Annotated in this window: 18 protein-coding genes and 1 tRNA gene; 17 read left to right on the forward strand and 2 right to left on the reverse strand. The window is 56.4% G+C overall.

Going from position 1 to position 23,688, the window contains the following annotated elements; translation table 11 throughout:
• Positions 1 to 41: 41 nt before the first annotated feature.
• Complete coding sequence (locus RAC60_RS08905; RefSeq protein WP_054633523.1) at positions 42 to 1,307, reverse strand: aromatic ring-hydroxylating dioxygenase subunit alpha; 1,266 nt, start codon at positions 1,305 to 1,307, stop codon at positions 42 to 44.
• Between the two features lie 361 nt (positions 1,308 to 1,668).
• Here RAC60_RS08905 and RAC60_RS08910 point away from each other — a divergent pair, with 361 nt between their 5' ends.
• Positions 1,669 to 2,796: a 2Fe-2S iron-sulfur cluster-binding protein gene (locus tag RAC60_RS08910; protein WP_375093381.1), complete on the forward strand. Its 1,128-nt coding sequence runs from the start codon at positions 1,669 to 1,671 to the stop codon at positions 2,794 to 2,796.
• 290 nt (positions 2,797 to 3,086) lie between these two features.
• On the opposite strand, the gene RAC60_RS08915 is transcribed toward RAC60_RS08910, so the two are convergent.
• Positions 3,087 to 3,162: transfer RNA gene (locus RAC60_RS08915), tRNA-Asn, on the reverse strand.
• 503 nt (positions 3,163 to 3,665) lie between these two features.
• Here RAC60_RS08915 and RAC60_RS08920 point away from each other — a divergent pair.
• From RAC60_RS08920 to RAC60_RS08995, 16 genes are all read left to right on the forward strand, one after another.
• Positions 3,666 to 4,589 carry a sugar ABC transporter substrate-binding protein gene (locus tag RAC60_RS08920; protein WP_033740368.1) on the forward strand — a complete coding sequence of 308 codons (924 nt, stop codon included), beginning with the start codon at positions 3,666 to 3,668 and terminating at the stop codon, positions 4,587 to 4,589.
• 31 nt (positions 4,590 to 4,620) lie between these two features.
• Positions 4,621 to 6,105, forward strand: a complete 1,485-nt coding sequence (locus tag RAC60_RS08925; RefSeq protein WP_375093383.1) for a sugar ABC transporter ATP-binding protein — start codon at positions 4,621 to 4,623, stop codon at positions 6,103 to 6,105.
• 23 nt (positions 6,106 to 6,128) lie between these two features.
• Positions 6,129 to 7,154 (forward strand): ABC transporter permease, encoded by a 1,026-nt coding sequence (locus tag RAC60_RS08930; protein WP_369974382.1) that lies wholly within the window; start codon positions 6,129 to 6,131, stop codon positions 7,152 to 7,154.
• Positions 7,155 to 7,757: 603 nt separating this feature from the next.
• Positions 7,758 to 8,675, forward strand: coding sequence for a nitrogen assimilation transcriptional regulator NAC (gene nac / locus RAC60_RS08935; RefSeq protein WP_006119661.1), 918 nt, complete (start codon positions 7,758 to 7,760; stop codon positions 8,673 to 8,675).
• A gap of 203 nt (positions 8,676 to 8,878) precedes the next feature.
• The gene (gene cbl, locus RAC60_RS08940) at positions 8,879 to 9,838 is read left to right on the forward strand and encodes an HTH-type transcriptional regulator Cbl (RefSeq protein ID WP_006119660.1); all 960 of its coding nucleotides are present in this window, start codon (positions 8,879 to 8,881) and stop codon (positions 9,836 to 9,838) included.
• A gap of 137 nt (positions 9,839 to 9,975) precedes the next feature.
• Positions 9,976 to 11,433, forward strand: coding sequence for an NAD-dependent succinate-semialdehyde dehydrogenase (locus RAC60_RS08945; RefSeq protein ID WP_375093386.1), 1,458 nt, complete (start codon positions 9,976 to 9,978; stop codon positions 11,431 to 11,433).
• 353 nt (positions 11,434 to 11,786) lie between these two features.
• Complete coding sequence (locus tag RAC60_RS08950) at positions 11,787 to 13,256, forward strand: aldehyde dehydrogenase family protein (RefSeq protein ID WP_375093388.1); 1,470 nt, start codon at positions 11,787 to 11,789, stop codon at positions 13,254 to 13,256.
• A gap of 32 nt (positions 13,257 to 13,288) precedes the next feature.
• Entirely contained in the window at positions 13,289 to 13,957 is a 669-nt protein-coding gene (locus RAC60_RS08955) for a haloacid dehalogenase type II (protein WP_039338052.1), read from the forward strand.
• Between the two features lie 10 nt (positions 13,958 to 13,967).
• Positions 13,968 to 15,245 carry an FAD-binding oxidoreductase gene (locus RAC60_RS08960; RefSeq protein ID WP_006119656.1) on the forward strand — a complete coding sequence of 426 codons (1,278 nt, stop codon included), beginning with the start codon at positions 13,968 to 13,970 and terminating at the stop codon, positions 15,243 to 15,245.
• A 151-nt stretch (positions 15,246 to 15,396) separates the two neighbouring features.
• The gene (locus tag RAC60_RS08965; protein ID WP_058701620.1) at positions 15,397 to 17,004 is read left to right on the forward strand and encodes an ABC transporter substrate-binding protein; all 1,608 of its coding nucleotides are present in this window, start codon (positions 15,397 to 15,399) and stop codon (positions 17,002 to 17,004) included.
• A gap of 27 nt (positions 17,005 to 17,031) precedes the next feature.
• Positions 17,032 to 17,985 carry an ABC transporter permease gene (locus RAC60_RS08970; protein ID WP_058701621.1) on the forward strand — a complete coding sequence of 318 codons (954 nt, stop codon included), beginning with the start codon at positions 17,032 to 17,034 and terminating at the stop codon, positions 17,983 to 17,985.
• Positions 17,985 to 18,833 carry an ABC transporter permease gene (locus tag RAC60_RS08975; protein WP_006119653.1) on the forward strand — a complete coding sequence of 283 codons (849 nt, stop codon included), beginning with the start codon at positions 17,985 to 17,987 and terminating at the stop codon, positions 18,831 to 18,833. The genes RAC60_RS08970 and RAC60_RS08975 overlap by 1 nt, the downstream gene beginning before the upstream one ends.
• Positions 18,830 to 20,494 (forward strand): ABC transporter ATP-binding protein, encoded by a 1,665-nt coding sequence (locus tag RAC60_RS08980; RefSeq protein WP_375093392.1) that lies wholly within the window; start codon positions 18,830 to 18,832, stop codon positions 20,492 to 20,494. Before RAC60_RS08975 ends, RAC60_RS08980 begins: the two co-directional genes overlap by 4 nt.
• Before the next feature lie 83 nt (positions 20,495 to 20,577).
• Positions 20,578 to 21,909, forward strand: a complete 1,332-nt coding sequence (locus tag RAC60_RS08985) for an FAD-binding oxidoreductase (RefSeq protein WP_058701623.1) — start codon at positions 20,578 to 20,580, stop codon at positions 21,907 to 21,909.
• 10 nt (positions 21,910 to 21,919) lie between these two features.
• Complete coding sequence (locus RAC60_RS08990) at positions 21,920 to 22,762, forward strand: GNAT family N-acetyltransferase (protein WP_205956553.1); 843 nt, start codon at positions 21,920 to 21,922, stop codon at positions 22,760 to 22,762.
• Complete coding sequence (locus RAC60_RS08995) at positions 22,762 to 23,688, forward strand: glyoxylate/hydroxypyruvate reductase A (protein ID WP_058701625.1); 927 nt, start codon at positions 22,762 to 22,764, stop codon at positions 23,686 to 23,688. Before RAC60_RS08990 ends, RAC60_RS08995 begins: the two co-directional genes overlap by 1 nt.

A 23,688-nucleotide genomic window follows, 5' to 3' on the forward strand; every position in this document is an offset into this window, starting at 1 on the left:
CTGATCCTGCCTGGCTTGATCCTCGCCAGGCAGGAATATCATCAGCCTTTCACGTTTTTGAGGATGGTTTCGCTGTACCAGTCGATAAAGTTAATCACGCCGAACTCATAGGTTTCCGAATAAGGGCCCGGTTGATAGCCGACAGAGTTAATCCCACGCTGGTTTTCTTCCCCCAGAACGCGATCCTGCTCATTGGTCGCATCCCAGACGGCACGCAGTTTCTCGGGATCAAAATCTTCACCCGCCACCGCGTCTTTATGCACAAACCATTTGGTGGTGACCATCGTTTCCTGCGCCGAGAGGGGCAACACGCGGAACACAATAAAGTGATCGCTCTGCATGTGGTTCCAGGAGTTCGGCAGGTGCAGGATGCGCATGGAACCCTGATCGTGACTCAAAAAGCGCCCCATGAGTCTGGTGCAGCCTTCGCGACCATCTATGGTCATCGCCTTCGTGCCCTCTTTCAGCGGCATCCGCACGATGCGGTTACGCAGGCCAAAGCTCTGGTGGCGATGGGGAATTCCCTGTTCGTCCCAGCGTGCGGCCTGTTTATTGTAGTAATCGTGGAAGCTCTGCGGCGCGCGCGGATCGTTGGTATCGTCCCACTCCAGCAGGCTGTTCAGCAGTTCAGGATGACTTCCGGCGCAGTGATAGCACTCGCGATTATTCTCCAGCACCAGTTTCCAGTTCGCTTTTTCGTACATGTGAGATTCTGCCGCCAGTTTGGTGTTTTCCACGTCATAGGGCGCCATGTATTCGTCCAGGGTGGCCAGAAAGGCATCAAAGTCAGACTGTGGCGGCGCATCAGCCAGACAGACAAAAATAAAGCCGCCGGCGGTTTTGCAGTGCGCCTTTTTCAGCCCGTGCTGCTTCATATCAAATGCCTGATTCATTTCCGAGCCGGCAAATAACAGATTGCCTTTCAGGTCGTAGGTCCACTGATGATAGGGACACACCAGATTCGCCACTTTGCCGCGCTCTTTTGAGCAGAGTCGGGAGCCGCGATGACGGCAGGTATTATGAAAGGCGTTAATGTTACCTTCCGCGTCCCGCAAGACCAGCACCGGGTTCTGACCCACCTCAAGGGTGAAGTAGTCCCCTTTTTTCGGGATTTCACTGCTCATTCCGGCAAACAGCCACTCTTTCTGAAAAATCGCCTCCATATCAATGCGAAACAGAGTCGGGTCGTTATAAAGCGCCTGCGGCAGCGAGTAGTTGGGCTGACGCTTTTCGAGCAAATCGCGTATGCGGTCGTTCGCATCGACAAGGCTTGTACAGGTGATATTCAGCAGATCGTTATGGCTCATAGTGATCTTCCCGCGCGGTTAAGGAGAGTGTTTTGCGCCTTTCCAGGCGTAACAGGATGCCAACCACCCAAATTTTCCGTCAGGCCAGACGTTGATACACGCGTAACGGCTAAGGGTGACGTCCATGCTGCACGGGTTACGCGCACGCCAATGTTCTGCCAGCGACATCCATCCTCTCTGTTAAAGACGTGCGCGCGAAATTTCTTAGCGGGACGGTTTTTTTAAGCATTTCCGTGTCGCGAATAACTAAATGCTGAAACAGGGTTAAACGGAAAATCAGGCTTACCGGCTCAAAAGCCTGTTGCGATGTCGCCAGTCAGACAGGCAATTGAACTCTCCACTTCTGATGGGAATGAAACGTATGTCAGACCGAAATATCACCGTACTGAATACCAATGCTTTTGAGCCTGTCACAACACAAACCTGGACCAATGGCCGCCATGCGGTGCGCTGCGTGAAGGTGATACAGGAAACCCATGACGTGAAAACCTTCTGCTTTATGGCAGAGCAGCCGGTAATGTTCTTTTTCAAACCGGGGCAGTTTGTCACGCTGGAACTGCTGATCGAGAATGAAACGGTTTTCCGCTCCTATACCATCTCCAGTTCGCCCTCCGTGCCTTACAGCTTCTCCATTTCGGTAAAACAGGTGCCGGGCGGCGTGGTCTCGAACTGGTTACATGCCACACTGCGCGAGGGCATGAATCTGGCAGTACATGGTCCGGTAGGGCAGTTCAACTGCATCGACTATCCCAGCAACAAGGTGCTGTACCTCTCTGGCGGCGTGGGCATTACGCCCATGATGTCGATGGCGCGCTGGTATTTTGATACCAATGCGGATGTGGACATGGTGTTTGTGCACAGCGCACGAACGCCGGAAGACATTATTTTCCGACGCGATCTGGAAAACATGACGGCGCGCATCCCCAATTTCAGACTGAGCATCATCTGTGAGCGGTACGAATCGGGCCAGTGCTGGTCCGGCTTCAGCGGTTTCCTCAATTTGGCGATGCTGCAAATGATTGCTGCGGATTTCAAGGACCGCGAGATTTTCTGCTGTGGCCCGACGCCGTACATGCGTGCGATTAAAACGTTGTTACAGGAAGTCGATTATGACATGACGCGCTATCACGAAGAGTCGTTTGGTGCTACACCAGAGGTCGTGCAGGAGCAGGTCGAACAGGAGGCCGAAGAGGCCGCTGAAATGGCCGACGCGCTGTGCAGTTCAGAACTGCTTAGCGTGGCATTCACCCAAAGCGACAAGAGCGTCAGAATCGCCCCCGGCGAAACCGTGCACGCCGCCGCGGCCAAACTGGGACTGCATATTCCAAAAGCGTGCGGCATGGGCATCTGCGGCACCTGTAAGGTGAAATGCCTGGACGGCGACGTCGAAATGAACCACAACGGCGGCATCACCGATGAGGATGTGGAAGAGGGCTACATTCTGTCGTGCTGTAGCATTCCAAAGAACAATATCATCGTTGAATTTTAATGACGATCCGCATCGCCGTCTGGCGCACGCTCAGCGCGAGCACGTTTGCTGTGCAGTGCGCAACGGTGACGCAGCCTGAACAGGGGTAAAGCGCCGTTCACCGCAGCGGATAGACAGATACAGCGCCGGTGACAGGGCTTATTCTCCTTCTTGCTGGCCGTCCTCACTCTGCATCGACGCCTCACTCCCGCGTTAGGGCGGTCGAACGGGACATATGTCCTGCAAGCGTTCACAAAAGCGCACCAAACAAAAAGCCCGCTCAGGTTTCCCTGAGCGGGCTTTTCTCAATCTGGCTCCTCTGACTGGACTCGAACCAGTGACATACGGATTAACAGTCCGCCGTTCTACCGACTGAACTACAGAGGAATTGTTGGAACGGGGCGAATAGTAGCGGCGTCAGTACGGGATGTCAAAGCACTCTTTAACGGTTTGCGTTCAAGTGCGTGTAAAAGCAGCGCATTGGCGAAGAACTGACGCATTCGCTTGCTTTTCAAACTGCTAACAGGATCTCACTTTAAACCCATTTCCAGGTAGATGTTAGACGCATGTCAAATTTTTGTTATTTGACGATATCAAAACACTTGTTTCAGTGCTTTTATGATAAAAATTTCAAAAACGTAATTTATGGAATAAATAAACTGTTTGCGGCGACAAAATGGAATGTTCTGAGATGTGTCCGTGTCGCCTTCAACGCATGTTTATTGAAATCATGAAGATAAGAAAAGTGGTGGGGGTGTCAGAAAAGCGTCAACGTAGTCGTCTTACCTCAAATTTTCCATTAAAAACGCCAGCGAGGCGGTATGAATGTAAAAAATATTTTTCATTCAACAGGTCAGTCGCTAGCAAGTTAACAAATAAGAAGGGTCCCTATGAACATCAAAAAAACGATTGTTGCTTCACTGTTAGCCTGCATGTTGCCCGCCGCTGCGATGGCGAAAGATATTTCCGTGGGGGTTTCGATGGCGATGTTTGACGATAACTTCCTGACCATTGTGCGTAACGCTATACAAAATGAGATGAAAAAGGATGACGTAAAAGGCCAGATTGAAGATGCCAAAGGCGATGTCGCGCAGCAACTTCAGCAGGTACAAAACTTTATTGGTCAGGGCGTCGACGCCATTATTGTTAACCCGGTGGACACCGACGCGGTGAAACCGATTATCGATCAGGCATCTAAGGCGGGTGTGGCGCTGGTGTTCGTCAACCGCAAACCCCAGGCGCAGTTGGGTGACAAGATGGCGTTTGTGGGTTCTGACTCCGAACTGGCGGGCCGTCTGCAGATGGAAGCGCTGGCAAAAGCCATGAACGGAAAAGGTAACGTGGCTATTTTGCTGGGTGATTTGGCGAACGAATCCACCCGCGAGCGCACCAAAGGGGTGGAAGCGGTCGTGGCGAAATACCCGAATATTAAAGTGGTACAAAAGCAAACGGCGAAATTTAGCCGTAACGATGCGGTGGACGTCGTGAGTAACTGGATGACCGCCGGAGACGATATCAACGCCATCGCGTCAAACAACGACGAAATGGCCATCGGTGCCATTCAGGCGCTGGGTAAAAACGATAAACATATTCTGGTCGCCGGTGTCGATGGTACGCCCGATGCGCTGCAGATGATTAAGAACGGCAAAATGGTCGCCAGCGTGTTCCAGGACGCAAAAGGACAGGGTGAAGGTGCCGTTCAAACGGCGGTTAAGCTCGTCAAAGGTGAGAAAGTGCAAAAGATCGTCGATATCCCGTTCCAGCTGATCACCAAAGACAACTACACCAAATACACCAGCATGAACCAAAAATAAACGTCCTGAACCTGTGGAACGGAGGTGATGTATGACCGCGTTTGCGCTTGAAGCCGAAGGCATCAGCAAGTTCTTTCCGGGCGTGAAGGCACTGGATAATGTGTCGTTACGTGTGCGTCCGGGAACGGTACATGCGTTGATGGGTGAAAATGGCGCGGGCAAATCCACTTTAATGAAATGCCTGATCGGGATGTACCGTCCCGATCAGGGCTCCATTAAAATTAAAGGGGAGCCAGTGCAGTTCAGGGACACCATGGATGCGTTACGTTCCGGTATTTCCATGATTCATCAGGAACTCAACCTGGTGCCGCATATGACCGTCGCAGAGAATATCTGGCTGGGACGGGAGCCGGTGAAGTTTGGTTTTGTCGATCACGCCCGACTGAATGAAGAAACCCAGCAGTTGTTAAGCCGCCTGAACATCAGACTGAAAGCCGATCGGCTGGTGGGCGAACTCAGTATTGCGTCACAGCAGATGGTGGAGATCGCCAAAGCGGTGTCCTGGAACTCGGACATCGTGATCATGGACGAGCCCACCTCCGCCCTGACTGAAACCGAGGTCGCCCATCTGTTTACCATCATTCGTGATCTGCGCGAGCAGGGCAAAGCCATCGTTTATATCAGTCACAAAATGGATGAGATCTTCGCCATTACGGATGAAATCAGCGTGTTCCGCGATGGCAACTGGGTGGGCAGCGACAGTACCAGCGCATTCACGCGTCAGTCGCTGATTACCAAAATGGTCGGACGTGAGCTGACGCAGCTGTTCCCGAAATTCAATAATGCGATTGGGGAAGAGGTGCTCACCGTTCGTCATCTGAGTTGTCAGGACCGCTTTTCCGACGTCAGCTTTGGCGTGCGCCGTGGGGAAATTCTCGGTGTGGCGGGTCTGGTCGGTGCCGGACGCAGTGAAGTGATGGAAAGCCTGTTTGGCATGGTGCCTTTCGACAGCGGCGAAATCCTGATTGATGGTGTGCCGGTCGCTATTGATTCGCCGTCGGTCGCCATCGAAAAAGGAATGGCGTTTCTGACAGAAGATCGCAAGAAGTCCGGGTTGTTTTTGGTGTTGTCGGTGTTAGAGAACATGAGCATCGTCAACATGCCTGAATACAGCGGTAAAGGCGGTTTTGTCAGTCATGTGAAAATGGCTCAGGACTGCATGGATCAGATCCGCCGTCTGAATATCAAAACCCCCACCATGGACCAAATCATCAATAACCTGAGCGGAGGGAATCAGCAGAAAGTCCTGATTGCCCGCTGGCTGCTGGCTCAACCCAAAATCCTGATTCTTGATGAGCCGACCCGTGGAATTGACGTCGGGGCGAAAGCAGAGATTTACCGTTTGATCAGTGAACTGGCCAACCGTGGAGTTGCCATCATTATGGTGTCGTCAGAGCTGCCGGAAATTCTGGGCATGAGTGACCGTATCATGGTGATGCATGGTGGGCGCATTACCGGCATCCTCGATAAAGACGAGGCCGATCAGGAAACTATTTTGTCGTTAGCATCCGAATGAGGCGCGAAACCACGATGAGTAATATGAAAGCAACGGCCACGCAGGCTCCTCAGCATCAACCCTCTTTTTTTGCGCATTTACGTCAGAAACTGCCAAAAGATACCGGCATTTTTGTCGTGATGGTCGGCATTGCGTTGATTTTCGAAATGTTTGGCTGGTATGTGCGCGATCAGTCTTTTTTGATGAACACCAATCGTCTGATTCTTATCGTCCTGCAGGTTGCCATTATCGGCATCATTGCTGTGGGCGTGACCCAGGTCATTATTACCACCGGTATCGATCTGTCCTCCGGGTCGGTTATCGCGCTCACTGCCGTGGTAGCCGCCAGTCTGGCGCAAACTTCAGATACGCTGACTCCGATGTTCCCGTCACTGGTGAACATGCCCGCGGTGGTGCCGATTGGGGCCGGCATTGGGGTAGGGTTATTGTGCGGTCTGATTAACGGCGTATTAATTACCCGTACCGGTATTCCCCCGTTTATTGCCACGCTGGGCATGATGGTGTCGGCCCGTGGACTGGCACAGTATTACACCCAGGGTAACCCTATCAGTTTTCTCTCTGACGGGTTCACCTCGATTGGCCAGGGCGCAATGCCGGTCATTATCTTCCTGGTGGTTGCGCTGGTGTTCCACATCGCACTGAAACATACCCGCTACGGCAAATACGTGTACGCCATCGGCGGTAATATGACCTCGGCCAAAGTGTCCGGTATCAACGTCAATAAATACCTGATTATTGTCTATACCATCGCAGGCGCGTTGTCCGGCCTGGCGGGCGTGGTACTGGCAGCGCGCGTCAGTAGCGGCCAGTCGAGCATGGGCGTGGGCTATGAGCTGGATGCGATTGCCGCGGCGGTTATCGGCGGCAGCAGCCTGATGGGCGGCGTAGGGCGCATTACCGGCACGCTGATAGGCGCGGTGATACTGGGACTGATTAAAAGCGGCTTTACGTTTGTCGGGGTAGATGCGTATATCCAGGATATCATCAAAGGCATCATCATCGTCGCCGCAGTGACCATCGATATGCGACGCAACCGTGCCAAACGCTGAATACGCTGCCGCCTTGGCGCTGTAACGGCGCTGGCGGCAGGCGCTTATCCCGGTCACATCGTTCACCCTGCGCCCGGGACTAAGCGCCACCGCCGCCTTGCTACATCACAAATGCGTTTGCGTCGTCCCGTTTCGCGATCCTGTTAAAAGAAAAAACAGGGTAGTAAACGTTTCGGTTATTTCTTTTAACTAATGCGCCTTTGCACGTCTGCCGGGCCGCAATAACGCCGCCCCGGCGGTCTGCTAAACCTGTTACGTTTCCCGCCTTTTACGGATAAACCCTGCCCCGGAGAGGTGGGAGGATTTCCCGGTCGTCAAGCCTCATCCTCGGTGAAGATTGCCTGTTAACCATCCCTGCACGCTGGTCTGTCATGTTGCGCACTATTGCGGTGCAGGGCGACATGAATGGGAAAAGCAGGTCTGGCAGTCGTCCGGGATTACCTCTTTAGAGGTAACAGGAAACGCTTTTTTATCCGACTGTTAGAAAAATTTTCAAAGATATTTTGCAAACTGAATAAACCTGGTCTGCATCTTGCAATTCCCTCTTATGCAGGCTGGTAAGTAGCGACCAGCCAGACACCTTGACGTAGCGACGGAGGCAAGATGAACTTAAGACGGCTGAAATACTTTGTGAAAATCGTCGATATCGGTAGCCTGACACAGGCAGCAGAAGTGCTGCATATTGCTCAGCCTGCATTGAGCCAGCAGGTTGCTACGCTGGAAGGCGAGCTGGAACAGCAACTTCTGAACCGGACCAAACGCGGCGTCACACCGACCGAAGCTGGTAAACTGCTTTACAGCCATGCACGCGTCATTCTGCGGCAGTGTGAGCTGGCCCAGTCTGCGGTGATGAATGCCGGTCAGGTGGTGGAGGGGCAGGTGTCAATCGGTCTGGCACCGGGCACGGCGGCATCCGCGTTAACTATGCCGCTTCTGCAAACCGTACGGGAACAGTACCCGGATATCATGATTTACCTGCATGAAAACAGCAGCAGTGCGTTGAATGACAACATCATCAGCGGGCAACTGGATATGGCGGTGCTGTATGACCGCGCCCCCACGGCGGGCATCAACAGCGTGCCCCTGCTGAAAGAAGATCTCTATCTGGTCGGCGCAACCGCCTGCCCTGGCGCCAACGTCGATCTGGCCGAGGTAGCCCAGATGAGCCTGTTTCTGCCGCGTGATTACAGCGCCGTGCGCCAGCGGGTTGATGAGGCTTTCTCACTGCGCCGCCTGAGCGCGCGCATTATTGGCGAGATCGAATCGCTTTCGACGCTCACCGCCGCAATATCCAGCGGGATGGGCGTGACCGTGTTGCCTGAATCGGCGGCCAGAGCGCTGGTTGGTTCAACCCAGGCCTGGATGGCGCGGATCACCAGCCCGACCATCAGCCTGCCGCTGTCACTGAATCTTTCGCACCGCTTGCCGTTATCGCCACCCGCACAGGCCGTTAAAAATATTCTGCTGTCGCTGCTCAACAAGCCACTGACTGAAAAACGCGAACTCACGCTGGTCAGCTAAACACAGCGTTCTGTTTATCCCTCTCAAGCAGGGCGCGTAAAACCGCGCCGCTGCCTTTTCTCCTCTTCTATGCTGTCCTGTCTGTGCGTCCTGCCGCCGGCTATATGCTTCAAACGCATAAATAAATCTTTTTTATTATTTCAGGTTATCGATAAGCGTTTTTATTATCGAATGATCAGATTGCGTAAAGAGAGGTAAATATTTTGAATTTCCAGCAACTTAAAATTATTCGCGAAGCCGCGCGGCGGGAGTTCAACCTCACGGAGGTCGCCAGCACGCTGTTTACCTCGCAATCAGGCGTCAGCCGTCATATTCGCGATCTGGAGGATGAGCTTGGCGTCGAAATTTTTGTCCGCCGTGGCAAGCGCCTGCTTGGTATGACGGAGCCGGGCAAGGCGCTGCTTACCATCGCCGAACGCATTCTCGATGAAGCCGGTAAAGTGCGTCGCCTGGCCGATGTCTTCACGAACGAATCCAGCGGCATTCTCTCTATCGCCACCACACACACGCAGGCCCGGTACAGCCTGCCGCCGGTCATCAAGTCCTTTCGCCAGCTTTATCCTAATGTCCGGCTTGAACTTAATCAGGGATCGCCGCAGGAAATTGTGAATATGCTACTGGCCGGTGAGGTGGATGTCGGGATTGCCAGTGAAATGCTGGCGAATAATAACAGCCTGGCCGCGTTTCCCTGGTTCAGCTGGCACCATGCACTGCTGGTCCCGCGCGATCATGAACTGGCACAACAGCAGCCGGTCTCACTGAATGCCCTCAGTCAGCATCCGTTAATTACCTACCGGCAGGGCATTACCGGCCGCTCCCGGGTGGACAGCGCGTTTCAGCGCGCCGGCTTAAAGCCGGATATCGTGCTCAGCGCTCAGGATTCCGATGTGGTGCGCACCTATGTCAAACTCGGGCTGGGCGTCGGTATTCTGGCCGATCAGGCCTGTGAAAAAGAGCCGGGCGGAGAGCTGGTCCGGCTGGATGCCACTCACCTGTTCGACGCCAACACCGTCTGGCTGGGCCTGAAACGGGGACAACTGCAGCGCAATTACGTCTGGCAGTTCCTTGAGCTGTGCAACGCGAATCTGTCGCTTGAAGAAATTAAAGCGCAGGCGCTCTCTACGGCAGGCGATGATGAGCCCGTAATCGACTTTCAAATCTGACTCCGCGTTGCGCCCTGACGGCATAAAATTTTTTTTCGGCCGTCATTCGCCATAGCGAACGCTTTCTGGCTGCCAATAACAACATCCTGCGCTTCCCCCAACCGATAAAGTGAAGAGAACTGAAAAAGGGGGATGCGATGTCACGTATACAACTGAAAGATCACACACTACTGCGCCAGCAGGCGCTGTTTGCCGGTGAATGGCAACACGGTTATCAGGGCGCAACGCTCGCCGTTAACGATCCGGCTACGGGCGAAACGCTGGCTAGCGTACCGGCGTTAGGTCGCCAGGAAACGGAGGCGGCAATTGCCTGTGCCGAATCGGTCCGCCATGCATGGGCGACAACCCCCAATGCCACCCGTGCGTCGCTGCTGGAAAAATGGCATCAGCTTATTCTTGATAACGCTGACGATCTGGCCATCATCATGACGGCAGAACAGGGCAAGCCGCTGGCGGAGGCGCGCGGTGAAGTGCTCTACGGTGCCAGTTTTGTGAAATGGTTTGCGGAAGAAGCGCGTCGGATTTATGGCGACACCATTCCCGCCCCAACGACCGACCGGCGCATTATTGTCCTGAAACAACCGGTTGGCGTCGCGGCAGCGATTACGCCCTGGAATTTCCCCATCGCAATGATTACCCGCAAAGTCGCACCGGCACTGGCGGCAGGCTGCCCGATTATCGTTAAACCGTCTGACCTGACGCCGCTGTCTGCACTGGCACTGGCCGTGCTGGCCGAGCGCGCGGGTTTCCCGGCAGGCGTTTTACAGGTGCTCACCGGCATGCCGACAGACATCGGCGCCGCGCTGACCGAAAGCCGTCTGGTGCGTAAAATCTCGTTCACCGGCTCAACGCGCGTGGGCCAGCTGCTGATGAAGCAGTGCGCTGACAGCATTAAACGCCTGAGTCTGGAGCTGGGCGGCAACGCGCCGCTTATTGTCTTTGACGACGCGGATATCGAGATTGCCGTCGCAGGCGTGATGACCAGCAAATTCCGTAATGCGGGACAAACCTGTGTGTGTGCCAACCGTATTCTGGTGCAGCGTAACATCTATGAACGCTTTGCCGCCCGACTGCTGGACGCGGTGGCGACCCTGAAGGTCGGGGATGGTTTTGCCCCTGGCAGCACTATCGGGCCGTTGATCAATACCTCCGCGGTGGAGAAGGTCAACGGGCACATTGATGATGCGCTGCAAAAAGGCGCAACGCTGTTGACCGGTGGCATCAGCAACGACCCCGGTACGTGGGTGCAGCCCACCGTGCTGGGACAGGTCACGAGTGAGATGCGCATCGCGCAGGAAGAAACCTTTGGACCGGTGGCTCCGCTGTTTATCTTTGATGATGAAGAACAGGCGCTGGCGATGGCAAATGACACACCCTTTGGTCTCGGCGCTTACTTCTTTACTGAAAATATCCGTCGAGCCTGGCGCGTGGCGGAAGCGCTGGAGTTTGGCATGGTCGGTTTTAATACCGGCGTCATTTCGCTGGAAGTCGCGCCGTTTGGCGGCGTGAAATTATCCGGGATAGGTCGCGAAGGGTCGCGATATGGCATTGACGAATATCTGGAGCAAAAAACATTTCACATGGGCAGCCTGTAATTTAACTTTTAATTTCTGATATTCCTCGCCAGCATGAACGTTATGCTGGCGTTTTTTTTGTGCGCCAGATCGACGTTTTATCCGTATTCTCCTTTTTAGTGCAAGTTTCATGCGCATTGCACCAAAGCAATGCGGCTTTTTTGTGAAGTAAATCATCTGTTTAACCCTTCGGCAATTCCGCAATAAATCCTTCACGAATACGGCACAAAAATTTTTTTGGGCGGTTTTAAACGCATTTTTATTTTTTTAACGGCTGGCATACTTTCTGCATTACCTAATAAAGCGTGCCGAAAAGCATTGCCAGAAATTAATTCATCCAGCGTGTGATGGGTGTAACAAATAAGGATTCTTTCATGTTGAGTTTCGACCCGGAAAGCGTGCAACTCCCGCCTGGTCACTATATTGGCGGAAAACATGTACAGACCCAGGGCGGCGCTTTTGCCGTTAAACGCCCGTCTGATGGCAAGGTGTTTGCCACGCTGCGCGAAGCCCAGGCAGAGGATGTTGACCATGCCGTCATGACGGCACATCAGGCATTGAAAACCAGCGGCTGGTCAGGATGTGCACCGCGTGAACGTGGTCGGGTATTGCGCCGCTGGGCAGACTTAATCGAACAGGATCCCCTGCTGGCGCAGCTTGAAGCCCTTGGCTCAACCCGTCCGATTACCGATGTCGTGCAACATGAAATTCCCTTTACTGCCGAAGCCATTCGCTTCTATGCCGAGTGCGCCGACAAATACAGCGGCGATCTGTTTCCGACACGCGACAGTAGCCTGGGCATGTTGATTGCGGAGCCCTATGGCGTTATCGGGGCGATCACGCCGTGGAACTTCCCGCTGTCCATGGCTTCATGGAAATGCGGACCTGCGCTGGCCGCAGGCAATGCGGTAGTGCTAAAACCCTCAGAGCTGACGCCGCTGTCCACCGTGCGTATGGCCGAGCTGGCGGTACAGGCCGGGTTACCGGCGGGCATTCTGAATATTGTGCAGGGCAGCGGTGCGGTGACCGGCAGCGCCCTGGTCAGGCATCCCCTGGTGCGCAAAGTCTCCTTTACCGGCTCCACTGTGACAGGCGCGCGCATTATGAGTGATGCGGCCCAGTTTGGCATGAAGCCCGTCACGCTGGAGTTAGGCGGCAAAAGCCCCCAACTGGTGTTTGATGATGCGGGCGAGATTGAGGTGCTGGCACAACGTATTCTGCGTGGCTTTACCGCCAACGGCGGCCAGGCCTGCGTTGCCGGGACGCGCCTGATTGTGCAGCGCGGTATTGCCGATGCGCTGACGGAACGGCTGGCGGCGCTGTGTCGTGAGGTCCGGCCTGGCGTGACCTGGCAGGAGACCAGCCGCTATGCCCCGCTGATTGATGCGCGTCAGGGCAACAAAGTGCAGTCCGTGATTGAGGCGGCGAAAGCCCAGGGCGCAGACGTGCTGGTGGGCGGTGACCGCTTCGCGGATACCGACGAGGGCTGGTTCTGGCAACCTACGCTGCTGACGCAGGTGAAACAGGATAATCCGGCAGTGCAGCAGGAAATCTTCGGGCCTGTGCTGACAATTCAGACGTTCGACAGCGAAGACGAAGGGCTGGCGCTGGCGGCACATGAGACCTATGGCCTGTGCGCCGGGGTGCACACGCTGAGCCTGCCACGTGCGATGCGTGCGATACGGGGAATCGCTTCCGGCACGGTATGGGTCAACCGCTACGGGCGGTCCGGCGATTTCATTATCCCTACCGGAGGGTTCATGGGGTCCGGCATCGGCAAAGATTTGGGTCGTCAGGCGTTCCAGGCCTGCCAGCGCCAGAAAAGCGTCCTTATCGATTTTTAAGCACCTAACCAGACAATAACGAGGTTAATGTAATGGCACTGTTTAAACCCAAATTCATCACGTTTGATTGCTATGGCACGCTGATCTTTTTTGATATGGCCGGTGCGGCAAAACGCTGTTTTCACGATCGCGTCGACGCGAAAGACATGGCGGCCTTTGTGACCGACTTTTCCAGCTACCGCCTGGACGAAGTGCTGGGCGCGTGGAAACCCTATTACGATGTGGTCAGCAATGCGATTCAGCGCACCTGTAAAAAGTGGGGCGTGACATGGACGCAGGCAGACAGCGATTACATTTACACCGACTGCGCCACCTGGGGACCGCATCCGGATGTACCTGCCGGATTAGCTAAAGTGGCGGAAGCCTTCCCGTTGGTGCTGCTGACCAATTCAATGAAGGATCTGATTCCACACCATATTCCTCGTCTGGGTGCGCCCATCCACATGACGATTACCGCAGAAGAAGCGGGCGCGTATAAACCGCAGATGAAAGGCTTTGAATACATGCTGGAGAAACTGGACTGCCGTCCGGACGAAATTCTGCATGTGTCCTCCAGTTTCCGCTATGACCTGATGACGGCGCACGATCTTGGCATTAAACACAAGGTCTGGGTCAACCGTGGCCACGAACCGGCTAACCCCTATTACCAATACACCGAAATCAAAGACATTGGCGGCCTGCCCGGCGTCGTGGGTCTGTAAGGACAGCGTTATGAAACTGGAATCGTACTGGCAGGCGACCGCACCGGCGTTTCGCGCGGCCGCCAGCGGTCCGTTACCCGCCCATGCGGATGTGGTGGTGATCGGGGCGGGCTTTACCGGTGTTTCGGCGGCCTTATCACTGGCGCGCAGTGGGATCAATGTGGTGGTACTGGACAGCGGGGAGGTGATGAGTCAGGCCTCCGCCCGTAATGGCGGTCACTGCAACACCGGCGTGGCGCAAAACTTTGCTTCACTGGTGGCCAGCCAGGGGCTTGAGCAGGCCAGTCGGTTCTATAAGGCATTCGATGATGCCGTGACCTATGTCGGGCAGTTGATTAAAGACGAGCAGATTGACTGTGATTTTCGTCTGTGCGGCAAGCTCAAACTGGCCAGTAAGGCGTCGCACTTCTCCGGCCTGCGTGAGGCCTGGGAACTGATGCGCCGTACGGTGGATCCGGAAGTGGAGCTGCTCAGTCAGTCAGAGATTGCGCAGGAGATCGACGGCGGCGATTTCCATGGCGGCCTGCTACAGCATCACGGCGGCCAGATGCACATGGGCAAATTTGGCGTCGGCCTGGCCGAAGTCGCGGCCCGCAGTGGGGCAAAAATTTATACGCACCATCACGTTACGAAGCTGGAACGGCTTGACGGCTACCGCCATCGGGTGGTGACCAGCAAAGGTGACATTCTGGCCGATAAAGTGCTGATGGCGACGGGCTGTTCCAGTGACGGTCCGTTCCCGTGGTTCCAGCGCCGTATTGTGCCGGTAGGCAGCTTTATCGTGGTGACCGAGCCGCTGGATACGGCGCTTCTTACCGGCTTGCTGCCGCATAAACGTAACTATGTGACCTCCATGAACATCGGCAACTACTTCCGGACCACCGCGGACAGCCGTCTGGTGTTCGGTGGCCGGGCACGCTTCGCCATCAGTAACCCAACGTCGGACTCCCGCAGCGGGGACATCCTGCACGCCGCTATGGCCAGTATGTTCCCCAGACTGCGCCATACGCAGATCGACTACTGCTGGGGCGGCATGGTGGATATGAGCGCCGATCGCCTGCCGCACGCAGGCGAACAGGACGGTGTGTTTTACTCGCTGGGTTACAGCGGGCATGGCACGCAGATGTCGGTATGGATGGGCCGGGTCATGGCCGATCTGTTGAGTGAGAAATCCCGCGATAACCCCTGGCAGCGCGAGACATGGCCTGCACTGCCGGGTTATCACGGAAAACCGTGGTTCCTGCCTCTCGCCGGGCTCTACTACAAAGCAAAGGATCGCCTTTCATAACTTCACATTGTTTTTCAGGCCGCCGGGGCATTATCGGGTCGAAACATCATGACCGAATCATCGCCTTCGCGGTGCGCGCCACACAGCATGTGCCGTCTGATTAACGCAGGGAATTTCACCGTTCGCTTGAAAACGTAATGAGGGTGTACAGATGAGTAAAATCGATAATAAAGAATCTGACGTAACCAATCCTGCTCTGACGCGGATGATCACTGAAGGTACGCTGTCCCGCCGCAGTCTGATGAAATTGCTTTCAGCCGGGGCCGCGATGAGCACCGGGCTGATCGGCTTCCCTGGCATGGCGCTGGCAGAGGAGAAACCGACTCAGGGCGGCAAAATCCGTGTGGGCATGTCCAATGCGTCGGCGACTGACACGCTGGACCCGGCGAAAGGCAATAACAGCGCCGACTTTACGCGCCAGTTTATGTTCTACAGCGGACTGACAGAGGTGGATAAAACCCTGACGGTGAAACCTGCGCTGGCGGAATCCATCGACTCTGACGATGGCGTCACCTGGAGCATTAAGCTGCGTAAAGGCGTGACCTTCCATGATGGTAAGCCGTTTACGTCCAAAGACGTGGTTTATTCACTGAGCCGCCATAAAGATCCAGCCGTCGCGTCCAGCGCTTTCAAGCTGGCTGAGCAGTTCAAAACCATCAACGCTGTCAACGACAATGAAGTGCAGCTTATTCTGGTGGCACCTAACTTTGACGTTCCTTACATGCTCGCAACGTCGCCCTTCCTGATCGTGCAGGACGGCACCAAAGATTTCAGCAAAGGTATCGGCACAGGGCCGTTTGTCTGCAAAAGCTTTACGCCTGGCGTCAGTACGCTTGGCACGAAAAATCCCAACTATTTTAAACCGGGGCTGCCGCATCTGGACCAGGTGGAGCTGCTCGGCGTGACCGATCAGGCGGCCCGCGTCAATGCTCTGTTATCAGGCGATATTCAGGTGGCTTCAGGGCTGAAAGCCTCGGACAGTATGCGCATCAGCCGTACACCGGATCATGGGGTGCTTGAAACCAAGGGCGGCATGTACACCAACCTGATTATCCGCACCGACATTAAACCCGGCAGCAATCCGGATTTCGTGCTGGCGATGAAATATCTGCAACCCAGAGAGATCGTGGTGAAAACCGTGTTGCAGGGCTTTGGCGACGTCAGCAACGACACGCCGGTTCCGCCGTGGCACCCGCTGTACAACGCCGATCTCAAACCCCGTCCGTTGGATCCGGAAAAAGCGAAGTTTTATATCAACAAAGCCGGCATGAGCGGGCAAACCATTGAGATTGTTACGACGCCGCCGCTGGAAGGCGCAACCGAAGGCGCGCAACTGATTCAGCAGGTAGGTCGCAACGTCGGACTGAACGTCAACGTGCGTCGTGTGCCGTATGAAGGCTACTGGGGCACCCACTGGATGAAAGATCCCATTGGTTACGGCTCCATCAACCCGCGGCCAACACTGGATATGCTGTTCTCACAGTTTTATCTCTCCAGCGCACCGAACAACGAATGCGGCTGGAAAAATGAACAGTTCGATCAGCTGGTGATTGCGGCGCGTGGCGAACGTGATAAAGCCAAACGCAAGCAGATGTACGGCGATATGCAAACCCTGATCTATGACCACTGCGGCACGCTGATTCCTGCCTTTATCAGCTCGATGGATGGTTACAGCAAAAAGCTGAAAGGGCTGGAAGCCTGGCCGTCAGGCATGTTGATGGGCTATCGCTTCCACGAGTTTGCCTGGCTGTCTGCCTGATCACGCGTCTGTAAGAGGAGTTCGCCGATGAACCGATACATGATGTTCCTGATTGCCCGGCGCATTGGCGCCGGCATCCTGACCTTGCTTATCGTCTCAGCGGTGGTGTTCTTTATCACCAGCCTGCTGCCGGGCGATGCGGCGCAAATGATCCTGGGGCAAAACGCCACACCCGAAACCGTGGCGGCCCTGCGTCAGCAACTGGGCTTAGATCAGCCGCTGCTGGTGCGCTATTTCACCTGGCTCGGCGGCATGCTGACAGGGAATTTTGGCACCTCATTTGCCAGTCATCTGCCGGTGGCACAGCTGGTGGCACAGCGGCTTCCGGCCACGTTTGAACTGGCGGCGACCACCACCGCCATCTGCGTGCCGCTTGCGCTGATTATCGGTATTGCCGCCGCGATGAACCGCGGCTCGAAGCTGGATCGCGCGCTGGTGATTGGCACTATGGCCACGGTAGCCGTACCGGAATTTCTGGTGGCGACCGTAGCGGTGCTGATCTTCGCCGTGAAGCTGCACTGGGTCTCGGCTATGTCACTGGGCAGTCCCAACATGGATTTCGCCAGCTATATCAAAGCCTACGCATTGCCGGTCATCACGCTATGTTGCGGCCTGGTCGCCCAGATGGCGCGCATGACGCGTGCGGCCATCATTAACCAGCTCGACAGCCCGTATCTGGAAATGGCGTTGCTGAAAGGCGTTTCCCCGATGCGCGCCGTGTTGCGTCATGCCTTACCTAACGCCGTTGGCCCGATTGCAAACGCGATTTCCCTCAGCCTTTCTTATCTGTTTGGTGGCGTCATCATCATTGAAACCATCTTCAGCTATCCCGGTCTGGCCAGCCAGATGGTGGATGCGGTCAGTAACCGCGATCTGCCCGTCGTGCAGCTCTGCGTCATGCTGTTTGCCGGCTGTTATCTGTTTCTGCTGCTGGCTGCGGATATTGTCACTATCGCCTTTAACCCGAAATGGAGGAGCTGATGAAACTTCTGCTTCCCTGGCGCATTTTTCAGTCACTGTCGTTATCAGGTCGCCTGGGCCTGATCGTGACCCTGTTCTGGCTGGTCATCGCGCTGTTTGGCACCTGGTGGGCACCGCACAGCCTCGACGATATTGGTTCCGGGCCGCTGATGGGCGGATTCACCCCCGAAAACCTGTTGGGCACCGATTATCTGGGGCGGGATATGCTCACGCGCATTATGTACGGCGCGAAATTCTCGCTGGGCCTGGCACTCGGCGCGGCCATTCTGGCCAGCCTGATTGGGACGATGCTGGCCTTAATCGCGGCGGTCACCGGACGCTGGCTGGAAGAGCTGCTGGGTCGCATTAACGACGCGATGCTGGTGCTGCCGGGTAAAATTCTGGCGCTGATGATTGTGGCGGTATTTGGTTCTTCACTGCCGATGCTGCTGATCACGGCGGTGTTCACCTACTGGCCGGGCGCCTTCCGCATTGCGTTTGCGCTGGCCAGTAGTTTGCGCAATATGGATTACGTCCGCGCCTCCCGGCTGCGGGGCGAAAGCCGCTGGTACATCGCCATCCACGATATTCTGCCGAACATGGTTCATCCGGTGCTGGCCGATTTTGGTCTGCGCTTTGTGTACATCGTCCTGCTGCTGAGCGGCCTGAGCTTCCTGGGGTTGGGCGTCCAGCCGCCGTATGCCGACTGGGGCACCTTAGTCCGCGAAAATATTCAGGGGCTGTTTGACGGTTCGCCGGCGGTGTTGATGCCCGCCCTGGCGATTGCCAGTCTTACTATCGCCGTAAACCTGTTTATTGACAGTCTGCAAAGCATGCGTCCGCTGACGCTGGCAAAGGAGGGGGCATGAACGTGACACCACATACGGCGATGCCTGTGATTTCGGTGGATAAGCTGCGCGTAACGGCGCACAACGACAATGGCGATGAGCTGGATATCGTCTCCGATATTCGCTTCACCGTGCAGAAGGGGGAAGTCCTGGCGCTGATTGGTGAATCCGGCTCGGGGAAAACCACCATCGCAATGGCGCTGATGGGCTATGCCCGCCACGGTTGTAAGATCGCCGAGGGAAATATCCACGTCGCGGGCACCAACGTCATGGCACTGACGCCTGCCGAACTTCGCTTTTTCCGCGGAAATAAGGTCGCCTACATTGCGCAAAGTGCGGCGGCCTCGTTTAACCCCGGCATGAAAATTATCGACCAGGTGATCGAGCCAGTGGTGATTCACGGCACGATGACGCGCAAGGCGGCAAAAGCCAAAGCGCTGGGCCTGTTTCGGGAGCTGGCGCTGCCGAATCCGGACACCATTGGCGATCGCTTTCCGCATCAGGTTTCGGGCGGACAGCTCCAGCGCTTAATGACGGCCATGGCGCTGATTAGCGATCCGGAGGTGGTGATTCTTGATGAGCCCACTACCGCGCTGGATGTCACCACGCAGGTCGAAGTGCTCAAAGCCTTCCGCCGCGTGGTCAAACAGCGTGGCGTGACGGCGATTTATGTCAGCCACGATCTGGCCGTCGTTGCACAAATGGCCGACCGTATTCTGGTTTTACTGCAGGGAAAAATTGCCGAATACGGCAGCACGGCGCATCTGATAGGCGCACCGCAGTCGGACTATACGCGCCTGCTGATGGCGGCGGCGCAACAGAAAGAACGCCCCAGCAACTGGTGCCCGGCAAAGGCGAATGATCTGCCGCTGCTGGAAGTACGCGACCTGTCCGCGGGTTACGGACCCAAAGGCAGTGATGGTTTGCCCAAAGTGCGCATTCTGGAAAACATCAATCTTACGCTCTGGAAAGGCCTGGCTATCGGCATTATCGGTGAGTCCGGCTCGGGCAAAACCACGCTGGCTCATGCTATCGCCGGTCTGAACCCGGCCTGTCAGGGGCAAATCCTGTTTAACGGTCACATGGTGGCCGGTCAGATGCAAAAGCGCACGGATAACGAACTGCGTCGTATTCAGTATGTTTTCCAGATGGCGGATACGGCGCTCAATCCTGCACACAGTGTGGAACAAATTCTGTCACGCCCGCTGACGCTGTTTCATGGGCTGAGCGGCATCGCCCGGCAGAACCGGCTGTATCAACTGCTGGATTTGGTCAGGCTGCCACGTACCGTGCTCTCGCGCCGTCCCTGGTCGCTGTCCGGTGGACAAAAGCAGCGCGTGAACCTGGCGCGCGCGCTGGCGGCAGAGCCGGATGTCATTCTGTGCGATGAGGTAACCTCGGCGCTCGATACCGTGGTGGCCTCGGCGGTACTGGATCTGATCAGTGAGCTGCGCCGTGAACTGGGGCTGTCTGTCATCTTTATCAGCCACGATATGCACGCCGTCAGAGCGGTGTGCGATGAGATCATCGTCATGCGCAATGGCGCTATCGTCACCCAACTGGCGCGGGAAAATTACGAGCAGCCGACCCGCGAGCTCTATTTTGAACGCCTGAAACGTGCCGTGCCTGAACTCCGTCAGGGCTGGCTCGACGAGCACGAAGAGATCCTGAAAGCCGAATAACCGGTAAACAAGCGTCCCCTATTCCGGGGCAGGGCAGCACGCCATTGCCATGTTGCCCCAACACACGACGAGGTTGTGACGACATGCCCGCACCGATTCGATATGTACAGGACAGCCCGGATTTCCCAGATGCTGCTGATGTGGTGGTGATAGGTGCCGGTATCGCCGGTGCAGCCGCAACCTGGTATCTGGCAAAGCAGGGCCTGAAAGTGGTGCTGATAGAAAAAGGCCTGGTCGGGGCCGAACAGTCCAGCCGCAACTGGGGCTGGTGCCGCCAGCAGAATCGCGACGAGCGTGAACTGCCACTGGTGATTGAAGCCCTGCGCGGCTGGGAACAACTGAGTCAGGAAACCGGGGAAGAGCTGGGGTTTCGCCGCAGCGGCCTGGTGTATGCCACCCGCAATGAAGCGGATATTGCCGCCTGGGATAAGTGGGGGCAGATGGCGAAGCAGTACGGCGTGCGCAGCGATATTCTGAATGCCCGGCAGGCTAAAGCGATGACGCCGGGCAGTACCACTGACTGGCTGGGCGGCGTATCAGCGCCTACGGACGGTGCTGCTGAGCCGCGACTCGCCGCCCCCGGCATTGTCATAGGGGCGCAGAAAAACGGGGCGCAGGTTTTTCAGCAGTGTGCCGTGCGCGGGCTGGATATCACGGCGGGCCGTGTCAGCGGCGTCGTTACGGAACGCGCCCTGATCAAGACCAGCCGTGTTATCTGTGCTGCCGGGGCATGGACCTCAATGTTTTGCCGTCGTCACGGTCTCGATCTGCCGCTTGGCAACGTGATTGGCACCGCGTTTCGCACCCAGCCCATTCGGCAGGCCATTACCGTGCCGTTTTATACCGAACGTTTCGCCTGTCGCCCACAACTGGACGGCAGCTATACGGTTTCCGTCTCCGGCCGCGGCAGACTGGAGCCCGGCGCGCAGGGTCTGCGTTATCTGAAGCAGTTTTATCCCACATTCAAAAGTCGTCGTAAAAACCTTACCCTGAACCTGGGGATTAAACCGTTTTTCCATGGGCCTGAAGCCATGGGCCGCTGGGATCTGGATAGCGTTTCGCCGTTTGAGCGCATGCGTATTCTCGATCCGGCCGCCGATCGCTCGGTGGTGGAAAACGGCCTGGCAGCGATGCGCCGGGAGTTTCCTGCCCTGGCCAACCTGAAGGTTGCCCAGGCCTGGGGCGGCATGATTGACAGCACCCCGGATGCGATTCCGGTCATCTCCACCGTGGCAAAACTGCCCGGTCTGGTGCTGTCGGCGGGCTTCAGCGCCCACGGTTTTGGCATTGGCCCCGGTGCGGGCCGCCTTGCCGCCGAGCTGGCAACTGACGCCACGCCGGTTGTCGATCCGACACCTTATCGCTACAGCCGTTTCACTGACGGCAGCGCACTTGATGCACCTGGCATGATGTAAGGAAAGCAAAATGACATTTCATATTCGTACCATGACCTCAGACGATATCCCGCAGGTTCACGCCATGAGCCAGGCACTTAACTGGCCGCACCGTCGCGAGGACTGGGCGATCGGCATCCAGCTTGGCGAAGGCGTAGTGATTGAAGAGCAGGGTGAGGTCATCGGCAGCGCGATTCTGTGGCGCTGGGGTGACGAGGCCGCCACCATTGGCCTGGTCATTGTGGCCAATCAGCATCAGGGCCGGGGACTGGGCAAGCAGCTGATGCTGGCGCTGCTGGAAAAAGTCCCCGGCTATAACGTACGTCTGCACGCTACCGACATGGGCAAGGGCCTTTACGAGAAACTGGGTTTTGTGGCCTGCGGCAACATTCTCCAGTACCAAACGCCATCACTGAGCAGCGTGCCGGCCGTGCCCATCCCGGCGGGGTTAACTCTGTCTGCCGCAACCGCCGACGACCAGGGCAGGCTGGTGCAGATGGACCAGGCGGCGCATGGGCTGTACCGCCCTGAACTTATTGCGCATCTTATTAACGATAACCAGACCGTTATTTTGCAGGACGACGCACAACAGGCGCGCGGGTTTGCCAGCCTGCGCCGTTTTGGCCGCGGCTGGGTGATTGGACCGGTGATCGCGGACAGTTTACCGGTGGCACAGGCACTGACCGCCGCGTTAATGCAGGGCCTGAAAGGGGAATATCTGCGCATGGACACCGACGCCGCGCTGCCGATGGCCAGCTGGCTTGAAAGTCTTGGACTGGCCAATGTGGATGCCCCGGTCACCATGGTACGTGGCCAGGTGTGGGCACCACAGGGCATGCAGGCGTTTGGCTTAATGACCCAGGCGATGGCCTGATGCATATCGTGTACAAATCGGAGCCCCAGCGCGGCCTTTACTGGCAGCGCTGGCTGGCGGCGCATGCGCCGGATATCCACTTACATCTCTGGCCCGAAACGGGTGAGCCGGAGCAGGTGGAGGCGGTGATCGCCTGGGTGCCGCCGGACGATGTGACCCGCCGGTTTCCCAACCTGAAAATTCTGTTTTCTGTCGGTGCCGGGGCGGAACAGTTCGATCTGTCCGCGCTTCCTGCGCACCTGCCGTTAGTGAGGATGATTGAACCCGGGCTGACGCAGGGCATGGTGGAATACATTACCTTCGCCGTGCTGGGACTGCATCGCGATATGCCGCGCTATTTCCAGCAACAGCGTGCGCAGCAGTGGCAGGCGCATTCAGCCGTGCCCGCCAGCGAACGGCGCGTAGGGATCATGGGACTCGGCGAACTGGGGCGCGCCGCACTGACCCAGCTTCAGACATTAGGCTTTGACTGCGGCGGCTGGAGCCGGACGCCCCATCAGATACCGGGCGCAGCCTGCTGGCACGGTGACGCGCAGCTGCCCGCGTTTCTGGCTCGCAGCGACATTCTGGTGTGCCTGTTACCACTGACGCCCAGCACAGAGGGCCTGCTCAATGCCAGACTGTTCAGCCAGTTGCCCGCCGGGGCCGCGCTGGTGCAGGCCGGACGCGGACCACAGCTTAACGAACAGGATTTGCTGACCGCGCTGGACAGCGGTCAGTTACGGGCCGCTGTGATTGACGTAACGGAGCCGGAACCGCTCCCTGCCGGTCATGCGTTCTGGACCCATCCCGCCATCTGGCTCACGCCCCATATTGCCAGCCGCACACAAAACGACAGCGCGGTGAGCGCACTGGTGGCCAACCTGCGGCGTTTTCAGCGCGGTGAGCCGCTGCACGGCGTTATCGATCGTTCACGAGGATATTAA

Source organism: Pantoea sp. BR_17 (assembly GCF_041955125.1).
Classification (GTDB): Bacteria; Pseudomonadota; Gammaproteobacteria; order Enterobacterales; family Enterobacteriaceae; genus Pantoea; species Pantoea stewartii.